13 protein-coding genes are annotated in these 15,378 nt (G+C 57.2%); 7 read left to right on the forward strand and 6 right to left on the reverse strand.

The features are described 5' to 3' along the window. The first annotated feature begins 2 nt into the window (after positions 1–2). The 3 genes from ABIB18_RS07450 (at position 3) to lplT (ending at position 4,810) form a co-directional block, all read left to right on the forward strand. Entirely contained in the window at positions 3–1,391 is a 1,389-nt protein-coding gene (locus ABIB18_RS07450; RefSeq protein ID WP_279809669.1) for an efflux transporter outer membrane subunit, read from the forward strand. 81 nt (positions 1,392–1,472) lie between these two features. Continuing rightward, on the forward strand, positions 1,473–3,623 hold the full coding sequence (gene aas, locus ABIB18_RS07455; RefSeq protein ID WP_031375830.1) for a bifunctional acyl-ACP--phospholipid O-acyltransferase/long-chain-fatty-acid--ACP ligase: 2,151 nt from the start codon (positions 1,473–1,475) through the stop codon (positions 3,621–3,623). Beyond that, entirely contained in the window at positions 3,620–4,810 is a 1,191-nt protein-coding gene (gene lplT / locus ABIB18_RS07460; RefSeq protein ID WP_031375829.1) for a lysophospholipid transporter LplT, read from the forward strand. Before aas ends, lplT begins: the two co-directional genes overlap by 4 nt. Positions 4,811–4,867: 57 nt before the next feature. On the opposite strand, the gene ridA is transcribed toward lplT, so the two are convergent. The 4 genes from ridA to argF form a co-directional block, all read right to left on the reverse strand. Beyond that, positions 4,868–5,254, reverse strand: coding sequence for a 2-iminobutanoate/2-iminopropanoate deaminase (gene ridA / locus ABIB18_RS07465; RefSeq protein WP_031375828.1), 387 nt, complete (start codon positions 5,252–5,254; stop codon positions 4,868–4,870). A gap of 72 nt (positions 5,255–5,326) precedes the next feature. Beyond that, positions 5,327–5,791, reverse strand: coding sequence for an aspartate carbamoyltransferase regulatory subunit (gene pyrI, locus ABIB18_RS07470; RefSeq protein WP_031375827.1), 465 nt, complete (start codon positions 5,789–5,791; stop codon positions 5,327–5,329). 12 nt (positions 5,792–5,803) lie between these two features. After that, on the reverse strand, positions 5,804–6,739 hold the full coding sequence (gene pyrB, locus ABIB18_RS07475) for an aspartate carbamoyltransferase (RefSeq protein ID WP_031375826.1): 936 nt from the start codon (positions 6,737–6,739) through the stop codon (positions 5,804–5,806). Between the two features lie 290 nt (positions 6,740–7,029). Next, positions 7,030–8,037 (reverse strand): ornithine carbamoyltransferase, encoded by a 1,008-nt coding sequence (argF, locus tag ABIB18_RS07480; RefSeq protein ID WP_354473900.1) that lies wholly within the window; start codon positions 8,035–8,037, stop codon positions 7,030–7,032. 161 nt (positions 8,038–8,198) lie between these two features. On the opposite strand from argF, the gene rraB reads away from it, so the two are divergent. The 4 genes from rraB (at position 8,199) to ABIB18_RS07500 (ending at position 11,934) form a co-directional block, all read left to right on the forward strand. Beyond that, positions 8,199–8,618 carry a ribonuclease E inhibitor RraB gene (rraB, locus tag ABIB18_RS07485; protein WP_069728807.1) on the forward strand — a complete coding sequence of 140 codons (420 nt, stop codon included), beginning with the start codon at positions 8,199–8,201 and terminating at the stop codon, positions 8,616–8,618. Positions 8,619–8,675: 57 nt separating this feature from the next. Then, positions 8,676–9,437 (forward strand): tRNA isopentenyl-2-thiomethyl-A-37 hydroxylase MiaE, encoded by a 762-nt coding sequence (miaE, locus tag ABIB18_RS07490; protein WP_354473901.1) that lies wholly within the window; start codon positions 8,676–8,678, stop codon positions 9,435–9,437. 372 nt (positions 9,438–9,809) lie between these two features. Further along, positions 9,810–11,138: an OprD family porin gene (locus ABIB18_RS07495; RefSeq protein ID WP_354473902.1), complete on the forward strand. Its 1,329-nt coding sequence runs from the start codon at positions 9,810–9,812 to the stop codon at positions 11,136–11,138. A gap of 10 nt (positions 11,139–11,148) precedes the next feature. Next, on the forward strand, positions 11,149–11,934 hold the full coding sequence (locus ABIB18_RS07500; RefSeq protein ID WP_354473903.1) for a histidine phosphatase family protein: 786 nt from the start codon (positions 11,149–11,151) through the stop codon (positions 11,932–11,934). On the opposite strand, the gene ABIB18_RS07505 is transcribed toward ABIB18_RS07500, so the two are convergent. Together ABIB18_RS07505 and ABIB18_RS07510 are read right to left on the reverse strand one after the other, a co-directional pair. After that, positions 11,929–12,441 (reverse strand): GNAT family N-acetyltransferase, encoded by a 513-nt coding sequence (locus tag ABIB18_RS07505; RefSeq protein ID WP_371316231.1) that lies wholly within the window; start codon positions 12,439–12,441, stop codon positions 11,929–11,931. The genes ABIB18_RS07500 and ABIB18_RS07505 overlap by 6 nt on opposite strands. 76 nt (positions 12,442–12,517) lie before the next feature. Next, on the reverse strand, positions 12,518–15,373 hold the full coding sequence (locus ABIB18_RS07510; protein ID WP_031375819.1) for a valine--tRNA ligase: 2,856 nt from the start codon (positions 15,371–15,373) through the stop codon (positions 12,518–12,520). Positions 15,374–15,378 lie beyond the last annotated feature (5 nt).

The raw sequence follows: 15,378 nt of genomic DNA on the forward strand, positions 1-15,378 counted from the left end.
TGATGAAACCCGTTATCCCGCTTGTTCTGATGCTGCTGCTGAGCGGCTGTACTGTTGGTCCCGACTACCAGCGCCCAGCGATGGCGGTACCGATTCACTATAAAGAGGCCAAAGGCTGGCAGCAGGCGACGCCGCGCGATCAGCAGGGCAAAGGCGAATGGTGGGCGGTTTATCACGACGCCACCCTGAGCGGCCTGCTTAGCCAGGTGAGTATCTCGAACCAGAACGTCGCCAATTATGCGGCGCAGTACCGTCAGGCGCAGGCGCTGGCGAGCGAGTCACGCGCCGCGCTGTTTCCGTCACTGGGTTATGACAGCAGCGTGACGCGCAGCGGCAGCCACGCCACCAGCAGCAGCGCCCGCACCACCAGCAGCAGCCATCAGGCCGAACTGAGTGCCAGCTGGGAGCTGGATCTGTGGGGCAAACTGCGTCGCACGCTGGAAGAGAATCGCGCCAGCGCGGCGGCCAGCGCGGCGGAACTGGCCAATATCACCCTTAGCGCCCAGTCTGAACTGGCGCAGGACTATTTCCAGCTGCGTTTTATCGACCAGAAAATTGCGCTCTATCAGCAGAGCGTGGCGGCCTACCAGCGCTACCTGAAGGTGATCACTAACCAGTATCAGGCTGGCACGGCGTCGCTCGCTACCCAGGCACAGGCGCAGATGCAGCTGGAGAGCGCCAGCGCCTCGGCGCAGGATTATCAGTGGCAGCGTGCCCAGATGGAACACGCCATCGCGCTGCTGGTGGGCAAAGCGCCGGCGGACTTCAGCCTGCCTGCCGCGCCGTTGCACGCCACGCTGCCCACGGTGCCGGCCGGGCTGCCGAGCCAGCTGTTGCAACGCCGTCCTGATATCGCCTATGCCGAACGTAACATGGCGGCCGCTAACGCCGCGGTTGGCGTGGCGGTGGCTGGTTACTATCCGGATCTCACCCTCAGCGCCAGCGGCGGCGTCAGTTCATCGGCACTGCATTCGCTGTTCTCATTGCCCAACCGCGTCTGGTCGCTGGGGCCGGAGCTAAGCGGCACGCTGCTCGACTTTGGCGCCACCTCGGCGCAGGTTGATCAGGCACGTGCCAGCTGGGATGCCAGCGTCGCCAGCTATCGTCAGACGGTATTAGCAGCGTTACAGGAGGTGGAAGATCAGCTGGTGGAACTCAACACCCTGCAGGGCGAGATTGCGGCCCAGCAGCGCGCAGCCGTGGCGGCTCAGACATCAGCGCGGGTGACGCGCAATCAGTATGAGGCCGGGATGATCGACTATCTCGACGTGGCCACCACCGAAAACAGCAGCCTGACCGAACAACAGAGTTTACTGACGCTGCAAAGCACCCAGTGGGTCAGCAGCGTGGCGCTGATTGCCGCGCTGGGCGGTGGCTGGCAGACACCCTGATTGCGGCGGATAATTCTGTTGTCGAACTGCGTCAAATCCTGCATCGTGAGGGGCTATTTTTCACGATGCTAAGGAGCAGGCATGGTATTCACACTATTGCGTCTGGTATTCCGCCTGTTATGGCGGGTCGAACTGCGCGGCGACGTCGCCGAACTGCATAAGCAGAAGGTATTGATCACGCCGAACCATATGTCGTTTCTCGACGGCATATTGCTGGCGTTATTTTTGCCGATTAAGCCGGTTTACGCGGTCTATTCAACCATCAGCGAAAGCTGGTTTATGCGGCTGGTTAAACCCTTTATCGACTATGTGCCGCTCGATCCCACTAAGCCGATGGCGCTGAAACAGCTGGTGCGGCTGATCGACAGCGGCCGCCCGGTGGTGATCTTCCCGGAAGGACGGATCACCGTGACCGGATCGCTGATGAAAATCTACAGCGGGGCCGGATTTGTCGCGGCGCGATCTGGCGCTAACGTGGTACCGATGCGGATTGAAGGGGCGGAGTTTACGCCGTTTGGCCGACTGGCGGGTGTATTCAAACGCCGCCTGTTTCCGCGCATCACCCTCAGCATTCTGCCGGCGACCCGTATCCCGATGCCGGAAGCGAAACGCGCCCGCGATCGGCGGATACTGGCGGGCGAACATCTGCATCATGTGATGATGGAAGCCCGCATGGCGGTACGCCCGCGTGAAACTCTGTTTGAAGCCTTTCTCGCGGCCCGTTCACGCTACGGTGCCTTCAGGCGCTGCATCGAAGATGTCAATTTCAAGCCCGACAGCTATAACGGCTTGCTGAAGAAATCGCTCGGCGTCGGCCGTATTCTTGAACGCTACAGCCAGCCGCGCGAAGTGGTCGGGTTGCTGCTGCCAAACACCACCGTCACCGCGGCGGCGATTTTCGGTGCCTCGCTGCGTGGCCGGGTACCGGCGATGCTCAACTACACCGCGGGCGTCAACGGCATGCGGGCTGCCCTGACTGCGGCGCAGATTAAAACCGTCTTCACCTCGCGTCAGTTCCTCGACAAAGGTAATTTGTGGCATCTGCCGCAGGGACTCGACGAGGTGCAGTGGATCTATCTGGAAGATCTGAAAGATACGGTGACGCTACAGGACAAACTGTGGATTGTCGGCCATCTGCTGATGCCTCATCGCGCTCAGCTGCCCCAGCAGCCGGAAGACGCGGCGATGGTGCTGTTCACCTCTGGCTCAGAAGGCAACCCTAAAGGGGTGGTGCATTCGCATAAAAGCCTGCTGGCGAACGTCGAACAGATTCGCACCGTGGCCGACTTTACCCCGCGTGACCGCTTTATGTCGGCGCTGCCGCTGTTCCACGCCTTTGGCCTGACCGTCGGCCTGTTTACGCCGCTGATGACCGGCGCGCAGGTGTTTCTCTATCCCAGTCCGCTGCACTACCGCATCGTGCCGGAGCTGGTCTATGACCGAAACTGCACCGTACTGTTTGGTACTTCGACCTTCCTTGGCAACTATGCCCGCTTTGCTGCCCCTTACGACTTTGCCCGCCTGCGCTATGTGGTGGCCGGAGCCGAGAAGCTGCAGGAAAACACCCGCCAGCTCTACATGGAAAAATATGGCATTCGCATCCTCGAAGGCTATGGGGTAACCGAATGCGCGCCAGTGGTGGCGATTAACGTGCCGATGGCGGCGAAAGCGCACACCGTGGGACGCATTCTGCCGGGGATGGATTCGCGACTGATGTCGGTGCCGGGCATTGAGCAGGGCGGACGGCTGCAGCTGCGCGGCCCGAACGTAATGAAAGGCTATCTGCGGGTTGAAAATCCCGGCGTGCTGGAAGTGCCGGTCGCCGACGATGGTGAAGGCAATCAGGAAGCGGGCTGGTATGACACCGGCGATATCGTCAGCTTTGATGAGGCGGGCTTCTGCCAGATTCAGGGACGCGCCAAACGCTTCGCCAAGATCGCTGGCGAGATGGTGTCGCTGGAGATCGTCGAGCAGATCGCCCTGAAAGCGTCGCCGGACAAACAACATGCCGCCTCGCTGCGGCCGGATGGTCAGCGTGGCGAGGCGCTGGTGCTGTTTACCACCGACAGCGAACTGGCGCGTGATGGCCTGCAAAAAGCCGCCCGTGAGCTGGGTGCGCCGGAGCTGGCATTGCCGCGTGATATCCGGGTGATGAAGCAGTTGCCACAGCTCGGCAGCGGCAAACCGGATTACGTGACGCTGAAAAAACTGGCTGAAGAGGAGCAGGCATGAACATCGAACGGGATGCGCCGCTGATGTCGCGCGGCATGATCGCGGTGATCGTAGCCCAGTTCTTTTCGGCATTCGGCGATAACGCGCTGCTGTTTGCCACGCTGGCGGTGCTGAAAAGCCAGTACTATCCCGACTGGAGCCAGCCGGTGTTGCAGATGCTGTTTGTCGCGACCTACATTCTGCTGGCCCCGTTTGTCGGGCAGATGGCCGACAGCATGGCGAAAGGGCGGGTGATGATGATCGCCAACAGCCTGAAACTGCTGGGCGCGCTGGCGATCTGCTTCGGCTTCAACCCGTTCCTTGGCTATACCCTGGTAGGAGTCGGCGCTGCGGCCTACTCACCGGCGAAATATGGCATCCTCGGTGAAATCACCCACGGCGGAAAGCTGGTGAAAGCCAACGGGCTGATGGAAGGTTCAACCATCGCCGCCATTCTGCTTGGCTCGGTGGCGGGCGGTATGCTGGCTGACTGGCACCTGCTGGCCGCGCTGGGACTCTGCGCCGTCACCTACGGCATCGCGGTGGTGGCCAATCTGTTTATCCCGAAACTGCAGGCGGCGCGTCCGGGGCAAAGCTGGCAGATCGCCGCCATGCTGCGCAGCTTTTTCCGTGCGGCAGCGGTGCTATGGCGTGACGCCGAAACGCGCTTTTCACTGCTCGGCACCAGCCTGTTCTGGGGCGCGGGCGTCACGCTGCGTTTCCTGCTGGTGCTGTGGGTGCCGGTGGCGCTGGGCATCAATGACAACACCACGCCGACCACCCTGAATGCGATGGTGGCGATCGGTATCGTGCTGGGTGCGGCCGCGGCCGCAAAACTGGTGACGCTGGAGACGGTGCGCCGCTGTATGCCTGCCGGGGTACTGATTGGCGTCATGGTGGTGGTCTTCTCGCTGCAGCATACCCTGCTGAATGCCTATCTGCTGCTGATGGTGATTGGCGCGCTGGGGGGCTTCTTTGTGGTGCCGCTGAATGCGCTATTGCAGGCACGCGGTAAAGAGAGCGTCGGCTCGGGAAATGCGATTGCGGTGCAGAATCTCGGGGAGAACAGCGCGATGCTGCTGATGCTGGGGCTCTATACGCTGGCGATTAAAGCCGGTGCGCCGGCGGTGGCGACCGGTATCGGTTTTGGCGTGCTGTTCGCGCTGGCCATCGCGCTGTTGTGGCTATGGCGACCGGCTAAGCGCTAATCCGCTGGCCGCCTCCTGCCGTCGCAGGCAGAGAGGCGGCTACGCCGCCGTTGTCAGTTAGCGACGAACGGCAATGGCCTCAATTTCAATCTTCACATCTTTCGGCAGACGCGCTACTTCGACACAGGACCGGGCCGGGAACGCCGCCTGATGCTCGGTGAAGAACGCTTCATAGGCCGCATTCACCGTAGCGAAATCATTCAGATCCTTGACGAAAACCGTGGTTTTCACGATATCTCCGACCTGCAGGCCAGCCGCTTCAACAATCGCTTTTACGTTATCCAGTGACTGACGCGCCTGGGCGGTCACATCATCGGCCACCAGGCCAGTGGCGGGATCGACCGGAATCTGGCCGGAGGTGATGATCATGCTGCCGAGATCGACACCCTGAACATAAGGGCCGATAGCGGCAGGGGCTTTTTCGGTACTGATTTCACGAGACATTATTGCTCCTTGAATAAGACAGTAGGGCGGTGAGCCCGCCGGTGCTGACCATTATAGGGTTGGCCGGAACGATTACCAGTGACCCAGCACCACATGGCGCGCGAACTCTTTTTCACAATATTTGCACTTCAGGTGGACATCATCGGCGCGCTGCTTGACCGCAAAACTGGAGAAGACCGGCTCGCTGCGGCTGATGCAGTTGCTGTTCGGGCAGGTCAGCACCCGCTCAACGTGCTCCGGCAGCGTCGGGGCGATCTTCGCCACCACTTCATAATCGTCGATGCGGTTGACCGTGGCATGCGGTGCATAGACCGCCAGCTGATTGACCTGATCGTCGGTCAGAAAGGTGTTTTCAATTTTGATCAGATCCTTACGCCCCATCTCACCTGACGGCAGATTCAGGCCAATGGTGATGCGCTGATCGGTTTCGGTCAGACGGAACAGGGAGAGCAGCTTAAAGCCGACCTGCGCCGGGATATGGTCGATGACCGTGCCGCGCTTGATCGCTTCGACCTGCAATTTGTTGTCATGTGTCATCTGAGGATCTCCTTACAGGGCGAGTTCGCTGTTTAATACTAACGCCAGCAGAGCCTGGCGGGCGTAGATGCCGTTCCCGGCCTGCTGGAAGTACCAGGCGTAAGGGGTTTTATCGACATCGGTAGTGATTTCGTCGATGCGCGGCAGCGGATGAAGCACTTTCATGTTGTCACGTGCCGTCGCCAGGTCGGACGCCCGCAGAATAAACTGCGCTTTGACGTTGGCATATTCCGACGGGTCGAGACGCTCTTTCTGTACCCGCGTCATGTAGAGAATGTCGAGCTGCGGCATCACCTCTTCAAAGCTGTCGTGCCGTGACCAGACAATGTTTTTCTCATCCAGCATATCGGTGATGTAAGCCGGCATCGCCAGCGCATCAGGGGCGATAAAGAAGAAGCGGTTGCCGTCAAACTTCGCCAGCGCCTGGGTCAGTGAATGGACGGTGCGGCCATATTTCAGGTCGCCGACCATCGCCACATTCAGCTGGTTCAGGCGACTCTGGGTCTCCTGAATGGTGAAGAGATCGAGCAGCGTCTGGGTCGGATGCTGGTTGGCACCGTCACCGGCGTTGAGAACCGGCACGCCGCCGGAGAACTCGGTCGCCAGCCGCGCCGCACCCTCCTGCGGATGACGCATCACAATCGCATCGACATAGGTGCTGATCACCGAAATGGTGTCGGCCAGAGTTTCGCCCTTTTTCCCCAGCGAGGTGTTGCTGCCGTCGGCAAAACCTACCGCCGATGCGCCGAGCCGATGAATCGCCGTTTCAAACGACAAGCGGGTGCGGGTCGAGGCTTCAAAGAAGCAGCTGGCGATCACGTTGTGCTTCAGCAGTTCCGGCTGCGGATGCGCTTTGAGCTGTGCAGCGGTATGCAGCACCAGTTCCAGCTCGTCACGGCTGAGGTCGTTGATCGAAATAATGTGCTTGCGATATAGCGGGTTAGCCATAGCTTTCTCCTCTGCGCGGCCGGATTGCGGACAAAAAAAAGCCCCTGCTTAAGGGGCTTTTTTATGATCGGGTCGATGACCGAAAGAAACAGCGGCGCCGCCTGCGGTCAGGCGTGATTGAGCGTCAAATTGTCCGCTGCGCTGTAGCATATTTCCTCCGGCAAATTGTGGCGCATTATACCCATTCGCGGCCGGGCAGCAAGGAAAAATCGTGCGCGAGGGAATCGTTTGCGCCCGCTCCGGCACGGCCTGACTGGCACGCAGACAGACCGGCAATCTGACGCAGCGGGTCAGCGCTGACCGAGCGTCGCCACCATCACCGCTTTGATGGTGTGCATGCGGTTTTCCGCCTGATCAAACACGATGCTGTGCGGCGACTCAAACACCTCGTTGCTCACTTCCATGCCATTATGCAGATCGTACTGTTCCGCCATCTGCCGGCCCAGCGTGGTCTGATCGTCATGGAAAGCGGGCAGACAGTGCAGGAACTTCACCTCAGGATTGTGGGTCAGATCGAGCATCGCCTGGTTGACCTGATAATTTCGCAGCAGGGCGATGCGCTCTTCCCACACTGCTTTGGCTTCGCCCATCGATACCCAGACGTCGGTGTAGATGAAGTCAGCGCCGTTGACGCCGTCGGCAATATTATCGGTGAGGGTAATTTTACCGCCGGTCTGCTGCGCGACTTTGCGACACTGTTCTACCAGCGCGTCCTCTGGCCAGCAGCTTTGCGGTGCCACCAGCCGCAGATCCAGCCCGACCAGCGCCGCCGCTTCCAGCATGGTGTTGCCCATGTTGTTACGCGCATCGCCGACGTAGACCAGCGTCATCTGGCTGAGCTTTTTACCCGGCAGGTGCTCCTGCATTGTCAGCAGATCGGCCAGTAACTGGGTCGGATGAAACTCCGTGGTCAGGCCGTTCCACACCGGCACGCCAGCATGCTCAGCCAGGGTTTCCACCAGCGCCTGGCCGTAACCGCGATACTGAATGCCATCGTACATCCGGCCCAGCACCCGCGCGGTATCGCGCATCGACTCTTTATGGCCAATCTGGCTGCCGCTTGGGCCGAGATAAGTAACGTTAGCGCCCTGATCGTAAGCGGCCACTTCGAAAGAGCATCGGGTACGGGTCGAGTCTTTTTCGAAGATGAGCGCGATGTTTTTGCCTTTCAGGGAGGGGACTTCACTGCCACTTTTTTTAGCGTGTTTTAATTCAGCCGCAAGGCTAAGCAGGTAATCAATTTCGGCCGGGGTAAAATCCAGTAGCCTGAGGAAATGGCGCTGATACAGCTGACTCATACAACACTCCGGTAACCATATAAAGTGAATTAAAATTCAATCTAACCGGATGAATATGCATTTTCAAGCCCGATGAGAATAAACTTTTCGTTTTGTGTAGTGGCGCGACAGGCAGTGTGGGAAAATAATTGTTTATTGCCGAACTCAGAGAGGACATCGTCATGGCATATGAAGCATTATTGGAAGAGCAGCGTGAAGAGACGCGCCTGATCATTGAAGAGCTGCTGGAGGATGGCAGCGATCCCGATGCGCTTTATACCATCGAGCACCATCTCTCGTGCAACAACTTCGATTCACTGGAAAAGGCCGCGGTTGACGCCTTTAAGCTGGGTTATGAAGTGACCGAGCCGGAAGAGCTGGAACTGGAAGATGGTACCACCGTGATGTGCGTTGACATCATCAGCGAATCGGCGCTCAAGCCAGAGCTGATTGATGTGCAGGTTGAGCAACTGGTGAACCTGATCGGTAAATACAATGTCGACTACGACGGCTGGGGCACCTACTTCGAAGACCCGGACGCCGAAGATGAAGATGACGAAGACGCCATCGACGATGAAGATGATAACGGCATTCGCCACTAAGTCGCGCAGGGCGGGGAATTCTCCGCCTCTCTTCTTTTCCAGCCTCGTTTTAACACCATGAACTACGCACCGTTACTTGAACCGATTTATCAGTTTCTGCACTGCCGTACGCCCCAGGCCTGGATTGATGAGGCGCGTAAACCGGAAAATCTGACCCTGTTATTAACCGATCACCTGGTGTGCGAGCTGAAAGCCGCGCAGACCGCGGTGTGGTTGATCCGCAAATATGTGGCCGACAAACCCAGCGGTGAGGCGATTCTCGGCTGGCTGAAACCGTACGAAGATTTTATCTTCCGCGAAGATGGCGACAGCGACTTTATCAATGCGCATAAAAATCTCACCAAACGCATCATCGTCCGTAATGAACTGCCGTGGGCGGATGATCTGGTGGAAAAGATGGTGCTGCTGATTAAAGAAGAGCTGCATCACTTTTATCAGGTATGGGAAATTATGCAGTCGCGCGGGCTGGTCTATCAGAAGATCACGTCCAGCCGCTACGCGAAATCGCTGCTGCGTGAGGTCACCACCCATGAGCCAGAGACGCTGGTGGATAAGCTGATTTGCGGTGCCTATATTGAAGCGCGATCCTGTGAGCGGTTTGCCAGTCTGGCGCCGTGGCTGGATGCGGATCTGGAGAGCTTTTATATCTCACTGCTGCGATCGGAAGCGCGTCACTATCAGGACTATTTAACCCTGGCGGCCCGGATATCCGCGAAGGATATCGCGCCCAGGGTACAGGCGATTGGGACAACCGAAGCGCGCTTAATCAGCGAACCGGACAGCGAACTACGTTTTCACAGCGGGTTACCGGCATTCTGATAAAAGTAAACGGCGCTGTTACGGCGTCCGTTTATTTTTTAAAATTGAACCGGATTGATTTAATTAATAATAATCATGTAAACGTTAATTATTAAGTTAATTCGGCTTAGTAACATTCGCTAAATATTATTTGCGTCATCCCTCACAGAATGTTTTTCCTCTGCTGTTTTTTCTCTGCGGAATAAGTATATTGCCCTTGCCGAATTAGGGTTGTTATTATTTTAAGCAAAACCTGATTCACACTTCCTCTTTGCCAGAGAGGGGGTGTGAATCAGGTTTTTTTTTGCGCCTGGTACAGACGGAAAACAGGTCAGACACCTTATTCCGGACTGCCAATTTTGCTAACACGCATTTAATGGAAGGAGTCTCAAAATGAGGGGAAGGACCTGTATTCTGTTATTTATTCCTCTGTTTTTTCCGCCGTCTGTGGCGTGGGCCGATTATTCCGATGCGCCTGCGCTCTCTGACAATGCTTTCCTGCACGATTCGCAGCTCGATCTCAGGCTGCGCAATTACTGGAAATATCTCAAGGAAAACGCAACACACCCTACCACCGTTCATAACGCCTGGGGGCAGGCGGCAAGTCTGGATTATCGTTCCGGCTATCTGTGGGACTGGCTGGGTTTCGATGCAACCTATACCCGCGTGATCAGGCTGGGGGCCAGCGACAACTTTGCCTCGCGCGGTCTGCTTTACGACAGCGGCGGTAATCAGCAAAAAGCGGACGCACACGGCTTTAGCAAGTTTGGCCAGCGCTATCTGAAAGTGAAACTGGGCGACAGGCAGGCGGGGTTCGAAGGGAAAGCGGGCTGGCAGGAGTTAAAAAACATTGGCGTGCTGACCAACACTAACCGCCTGTCGCGTAACAGTTACTCAGGCTATAGCGGCGCGCTGAACCTGCAGAATGTGCGGCTGGATTTGGCTTATGTGACCAAAACGATACGCCACGATTCGCCGGACAGCATTGCCCTGCAAACCCAGGATAAACGAACCATTGCGGCGATCTATACTGGCGCACTGAGCTATACCGGTGACCGTGGACGGCTCGCCTACGCATTTGGCGAAGCGCAGGATTACCAGCGGCGTCATGTTATCGAAGCGAGTTACTCGCTCTCGCCGCACTGGCGTCTCTCCTCGCAAATTTATGGCAGTCAGGGGCTGGAAAATTATAAAAATATGGCGGCCAGCAAAAGATCGTTCGACGATCGTGCCTGGCACTATGTCGGCGAAGCTGACTGGATTAACGATGGATGGACACAAAAACTGGCTGCCGCCTGGACCTCGGCGCCCAAACATAATGCGGTGGGATATTATGCGCGGCCGCTGACAAAAAATACCCGCGGGCGTTTTACCTCACTCACCTCTGCCGGGAAAGATTATACCCGTGATAAAGAACTGGCCCTGGTGGCGCAGACGGAGTTTGAAATTACAAAAGGCATTTTTAGTGGGTTTCAGATTAACTATGGGCAGTTTAAATACCGTAATGCGCATATACGTTCGGGAGAAATTGCGCTGATTAATCGCTTTATCGAACCTCATCCAGCCCTGAAAAATCTCTCCATCTCTACGCTGTTCGGTTATGGCTGGTCATATAAGAATAATAAAGAAACGCCGCTATTTAATGCGCAAGGAAACGCTATGCGTTCTCCCTGTCTTTCGGCCGAAATCGCGATTGAGTATAAATTAAACCTGTTCAAATAAGGAAAATAGCATGAAGAAAATAGTTAAAGCGTTGCTGATTTTTGTGGCAATTGGGGCCGGTGCAGGCGAAGCCTTCGCTGCCGATGTGACAATCTTTGTTACGCGGCATGGCAAAACGATGTTTAACACGGTTCAGCGCGTGCAGGGATGGGCAGATACGCCGCTAACGCCAGCGGGCGTGGAGGTAGCGGAAAAGCTGGGACGTGGCCTGCAGACGGTGCCGTTTATCGCCGTCTGGTCCAGCGATGCAGGCAGGGCGAGACAAACCGCGCAGCTTGTGATGCACGGATGGAAAGCGCCGCTGCCGTTAAACGAGCTGAAAGGGTTGCGGGAAGTGGGCTTTGGACTGTATGAGGGCGATCTGGATAAGAACATGTGGGATGCCGTCGCCCGTCAGGCTGGTTATGCCTCTGAAGCGGCAATAATGAAGACGTTTGCCGCAGGCAAGGTTCATATCGACCAGATGATCGACACGATCCGGCAGGTGGAAGCAGCCGGCACGTTGTCACTGGCAGGCATTAAATCAGCAGGGATGGCCGAAAGCTATCAGCAGGTGGCGAAGCGTATGGTGGATAGCCTGACCCGGATAGCGCAGCAGGCACAACAGCAGGGCGGCGGTAACGTTCTGGTGGTGACGCACGGCATGGCGATTGCGACGCTGCTGATGGCGCTGGGTGATACCACGTTAAACCAGCCGCTGCAAAATGCGAGCGTGACCCGGCTGCGCTATACCGACAGCGGGGAGTTCGTGATTGAATCCATCAACGACATGAGTTACGTCGGGCGCGGCTCATAACGTTCGCAACATGCGCACTTCACAGTCTGTATGGCCTGTGCAGCCTAATGCGCTGTCGATCAGCTCAAAGCCCAGCGACTCATAGAGCCTGATAGCGCGCGTCAGGCTACTGGTGGTTTCCAGATAGCAGCGGCGGAAGCCGCGCTGGCGCGCATGTTCCATCGCTCTTAGCGCCAGTTCGCGCGCCACGCCGAAGCCGCGCACTTCTGGCAGGAAATACATCTTCTGCAGCTCGCAGATATCGGGCGCGCTGCAGGCGAGCGGGGCGACGCCGCCGCCACCGACCACTTTACCCTGATGCTCCACAATCCAGTAGGCGCTGTGCTCGGCGCTGTACAACTCGAACAGGTGGTCGAGCTGCGGGTCGGATACGGTGTATCCCTTATCAGCCGTCAGGCCGAACTCCGCTGAAACGTCGCGGATGACCTGGGCGATATGCGGATTGTCGGCGGCAGTAATCGGCCGCACCTGCAGATCAAGGCGCGTGGTGGTGGGTGTCGTCATCATCTCTTCCGGATTTGTACGAGGTCAATAAAAAAGCCGGGCGAGCCCGGCTTTATGAATAAGCTGTCAGCTACGACGCTTACAATGCCGCAATCACTGCCTGCTGTTCAATCAGTTTTGCTTTTGATTGTTGCAGTTCGGCGACGCGTTCACGCTCTTTCACCACCACCGCTTCCGGCGCGCGGGAAACAAAGCCTTCGTTGGCCAGCTTGACCTGAATCTTGTCGATTTCGACCTCCAGTTTAACCAGCTCTTTCGCCAGTCGCTCCAGTTCGGCAGTTTTATCCACCAGGTCAGCCATCGGGATCAGTAGCTCAGCGCCTTCAACGATTTTGGTCACCGAGACCGGGCCTTTCTCGCCAGCCGGCAGAATGGTCAGGCTTTCCAGACGCGCCAGGCGCGACAGGAAGTTACGGTTCGCTTCTACCCGACGCAGTGCCGCTGGTGAGCAGTCACGCAGCAACACATCCAGCGGTTTGCTCAGCGCGATGTTCATTTCGGCACGAATATTACGCACCGCCACGATCGCCTGTTTCATCCACTCAATATCCGCTTTCGCTTCGGCATCCTCTTTCGCCGCATCAAACTGCGGGAAAGGTTGCAGCATGATGGTGTCGTCGCTGATGTTTTTCAGTCCCTTCACGCGCTGCCAGATGGTTTCAGTGATAAACGGAATAATCGGGTGCGCCAGACGCAGCAAGCCTTCCAGCACGTTTACCAGCGTATGGCGGGTGCCACGCAGTTCCGCTTCGTTACCGCTGTTCATCACCGGCTTGGTCAGCTCCAGGTACCAGTCACAGAACTGGTTCCAGGTGAAGTCATACAGCAGGTTAGCAGCGATATCGAAACGGTAGCTGTCGAGCGCGTCACGGTAGGCTTTCACCGTGCTGTTGAACTCGGTCAGGATCCAGCGATCTGCCAGCGACAGCGTCATTTCGCCACCGTTCTGGCCGCAATCCTGATCTTCGGTGTTCATCAGCACAAAGCGGCTGGCGTTCCACAGCTTGTTACAGAAGTTGCGATAACCTTCCAGGCGCTTCATGTCCCAGTTGATGTCGCGACCGGTTGAGGCGAGGGCGGCGAGGGTGAAACGCAGCGCATCGGTGCCTGACGGCTCAATGCCGTTCGGGAACTGCTTCTCGGTGCGTTTGCGGATCTTCTCGGCCAGCTGCGGCTGCATCATGTTGCCGGTGCGTTTTTCCAGCAGCGCTTCCAGCGAAATGCCGTCAACCATATCCAGCGGGTCAATCACGTTGCCCTTGGATTTTGACATCTTCTGGCCTTCTTCATCACGAATCAGACCGGTCATGTAGACGGTTTTAAACGGCACCTGCGGTTTGCCATCTTCATCTTTGATGAAGTGCATGGTCAGCATGATCATGCGGGCAATCCAGAAGAAGATGATGTCGAAGCCGCTCACCAGCACGCTGGTCGGGTGGAAGGTGCGCAGTGCTTCGGTGTTTTCCGGCCAGCCAAGAGTGGAGAACGTCCACAGGCCAGAGGAGAACCAGGTATCCAGCACGTCGTCATCCTGACGCAGCGCCACATCGGCGGCCAGGTTGTTTTCAGCGCGGACTTCATCTTCGGTGCGGCCAACATAGACGTGACCGTCGTTGTCGTACCAGGCCGGGATGCGGTGACCCCACCACAGCTGACGAGAGATACACCAGTCCTGAATATCACGCATCCAGGAGAAGTACATGTTTTCGTACTGCTTCGGCACAAACTGAATGTCACCGTTTTCAACCGCTTCGACCGCCACTTTCGCCAGCGGGGCGGTGCGCACGTACCACTGGTCAGTCAGCATCGGTTCAATCACCACGCCACCCCGATCGCCATAAGGTACGGTCAGGTCGTGCGGTTTGATCTCTTCGAGCAGGCCAAGCTGATCGACGGCAGCGACGATCGCTTTACGTGCCGCAAAACGCTCCATCTTCTGGAACGCGGCCGGGATCTCATCTGAGCAGGCATCGCTGACTTCGCCGTTGGTGTCATACACCTGGGCGCGCTCGCGGATATCGCCGTCAAAGGTCAGGATGTTGATCATCGGCAGCTTGTGACGACGACCGACTTCGTAGTCGTTAAAGTCATGTGCCGGGGTGATCTTGACGCAGCCGGTGCCTTTTTCCATGTCAGCATGTTCATCGCCAACAATCGGGATCAGACGGCCAACCAGCGGCAGCATGACAAATTTGCCAATCAGATCTTTGTAGCGCGGATCTTCCGGATTGACCGCCACGCCGGTATCGCCCAGCAGGGTTTCCGGACGAGTGGTGGCGACCACCAGATAATCTTTACCGTCAGCCGTTTTGGCACCGTCGGCCAGCGGATAGCGGATGTGCCACATAGAGCCTTTGCTCTCGCGGTTTTCCACTTCCAGGTCAGAGATGGCAGTGCGCAGCTTCGGATCCCAGTTCACCAGGCGTTTGCCACGGTAAATCAGGTTCTCTTTGTACAGGCGGACGAACACCTCTTTCACCGCGTTGGACAGACCTTCGTCCATGGTGAAACGCTCGCGCTCCCAGTCAACGGAGTTGCCGAGACGGCGCATCTGACGGGTGATGGTGCCGCCGGATTCCGCTTTCCACTGCCAGATTTTGTCAATGAACGCATCACGGCCATAATCCTGGCGCGTTTTGCCCTCTTCAGCCGCAATCTTGCGCTCAACCACCATCTGCGTGGCGATGCCCGCGTGGTCGGTACCGGCCTGCCACAGGGTATTTTTCCCCTGCATGCGCTGGTAGCGAATCATGGTATCCATGATGGTTTGCTGGAAGGCGTGACCCATGTGCAAGCTACCGGTGACGTTCGGCGGCGGGATCATGATGCAAAAGCTTTCCTGGCTGGTATCGCCATTCGGTTTGAAGTAGCCCTGCTTTTCCCAATGCTCGTAAAGCGGCTGCTCGATATCTTGCGGGTTATATGTCTTTTCCATTTCTG

The organism is Pantoea sp. UYEF8 (genome assembly GCF_040546285.1).
In the GTDB taxonomy this organism is placed as follows: domain Bacteria; phylum Pseudomonadota; class Gammaproteobacteria; order Enterobacterales; family Enterobacteriaceae; genus Pantoea; species Pantoea brenneri.

Bases quoted from the DNA above. Each gene is read 5' to 3' on its own strand.
- ABIB18_RS07450 (WP_279809669.1), top strand. From the start codon at position 3: ATGAAACCCGTTATCCCGCTTGTTCTGATGCTGCTGCTGAGCGGCTGT.
- aas (WP_031375830.1), top strand. From the start codon at position 1,473: ATGGTATTCACACTATTGCGTCTGGTATTCCGCCTGTTATGGCGGGTC.
- lplT (WP_031375829.1), top strand. From the start codon at position 3,620: ATGAACATCGAACGGGATGCGCCGCTGATGTCGCGCGGCATGATCGCG.
- ridA (WP_031375828.1), bottom strand. From the start codon at position 5,254: ATGTCTCGTGAAATCAGTACCGAAAAAGCCCCTGCCGCTATCGGCCCT.
- pyrI (WP_031375827.1), bottom strand. From the start codon at position 5,791: ATGACACATGACAACAAATTGCAGGTCGAAGCGATCAAGCGCGGCACG.
- pyrB (WP_031375826.1), bottom strand. From the start codon at position 6,739: ATGGCTAACCCGCTATATCGCAAGCACATTATTTCGATCAACGACCTC.
- argF (WP_354473900.1), bottom strand. From the start codon at position 8,037: ATGAGTCAGCTGTATCAGCGCCATTTCCTCAGGCTACTGGATTTTACC.
- rraB (WP_069728807.1), top strand. From the start codon at position 8,199: ATGGCATATGAAGCATTATTGGAAGAGCAGCGTGAAGAGACGCGCCTG.
- miaE (WP_354473901.1), top strand. From the start codon at position 8,676: ATGAACTACGCACCGTTACTTGAACCGATTTATCAGTTTCTGCACTGC.
- ABIB18_RS07495 (WP_354473902.1), top strand. From the start codon at position 9,810: ATGAGGGGAAGGACCTGTATTCTGTTATTTATTCCTCTGTTTTTTCCG.
- ABIB18_RS07500 (WP_354473903.1), top strand. From the start codon at position 11,149: ATGAAGAAAATAGTTAAAGCGTTGCTGATTTTTGTGGCAATTGGGGCC.
- ABIB18_RS07505 (WP_371316231.1), bottom strand. From the start codon at position 12,441: ATGATGACGACACCCACCACCACGCGCCTTGATCTGCAGGTGCGGCCG.
- ABIB18_RS07510 (WP_031375819.1), bottom strand. From the start codon at position 15,373: ATGGAAAAGACATATAACCCGCAAGATATCGAGCAGCCGCTTTACGAG.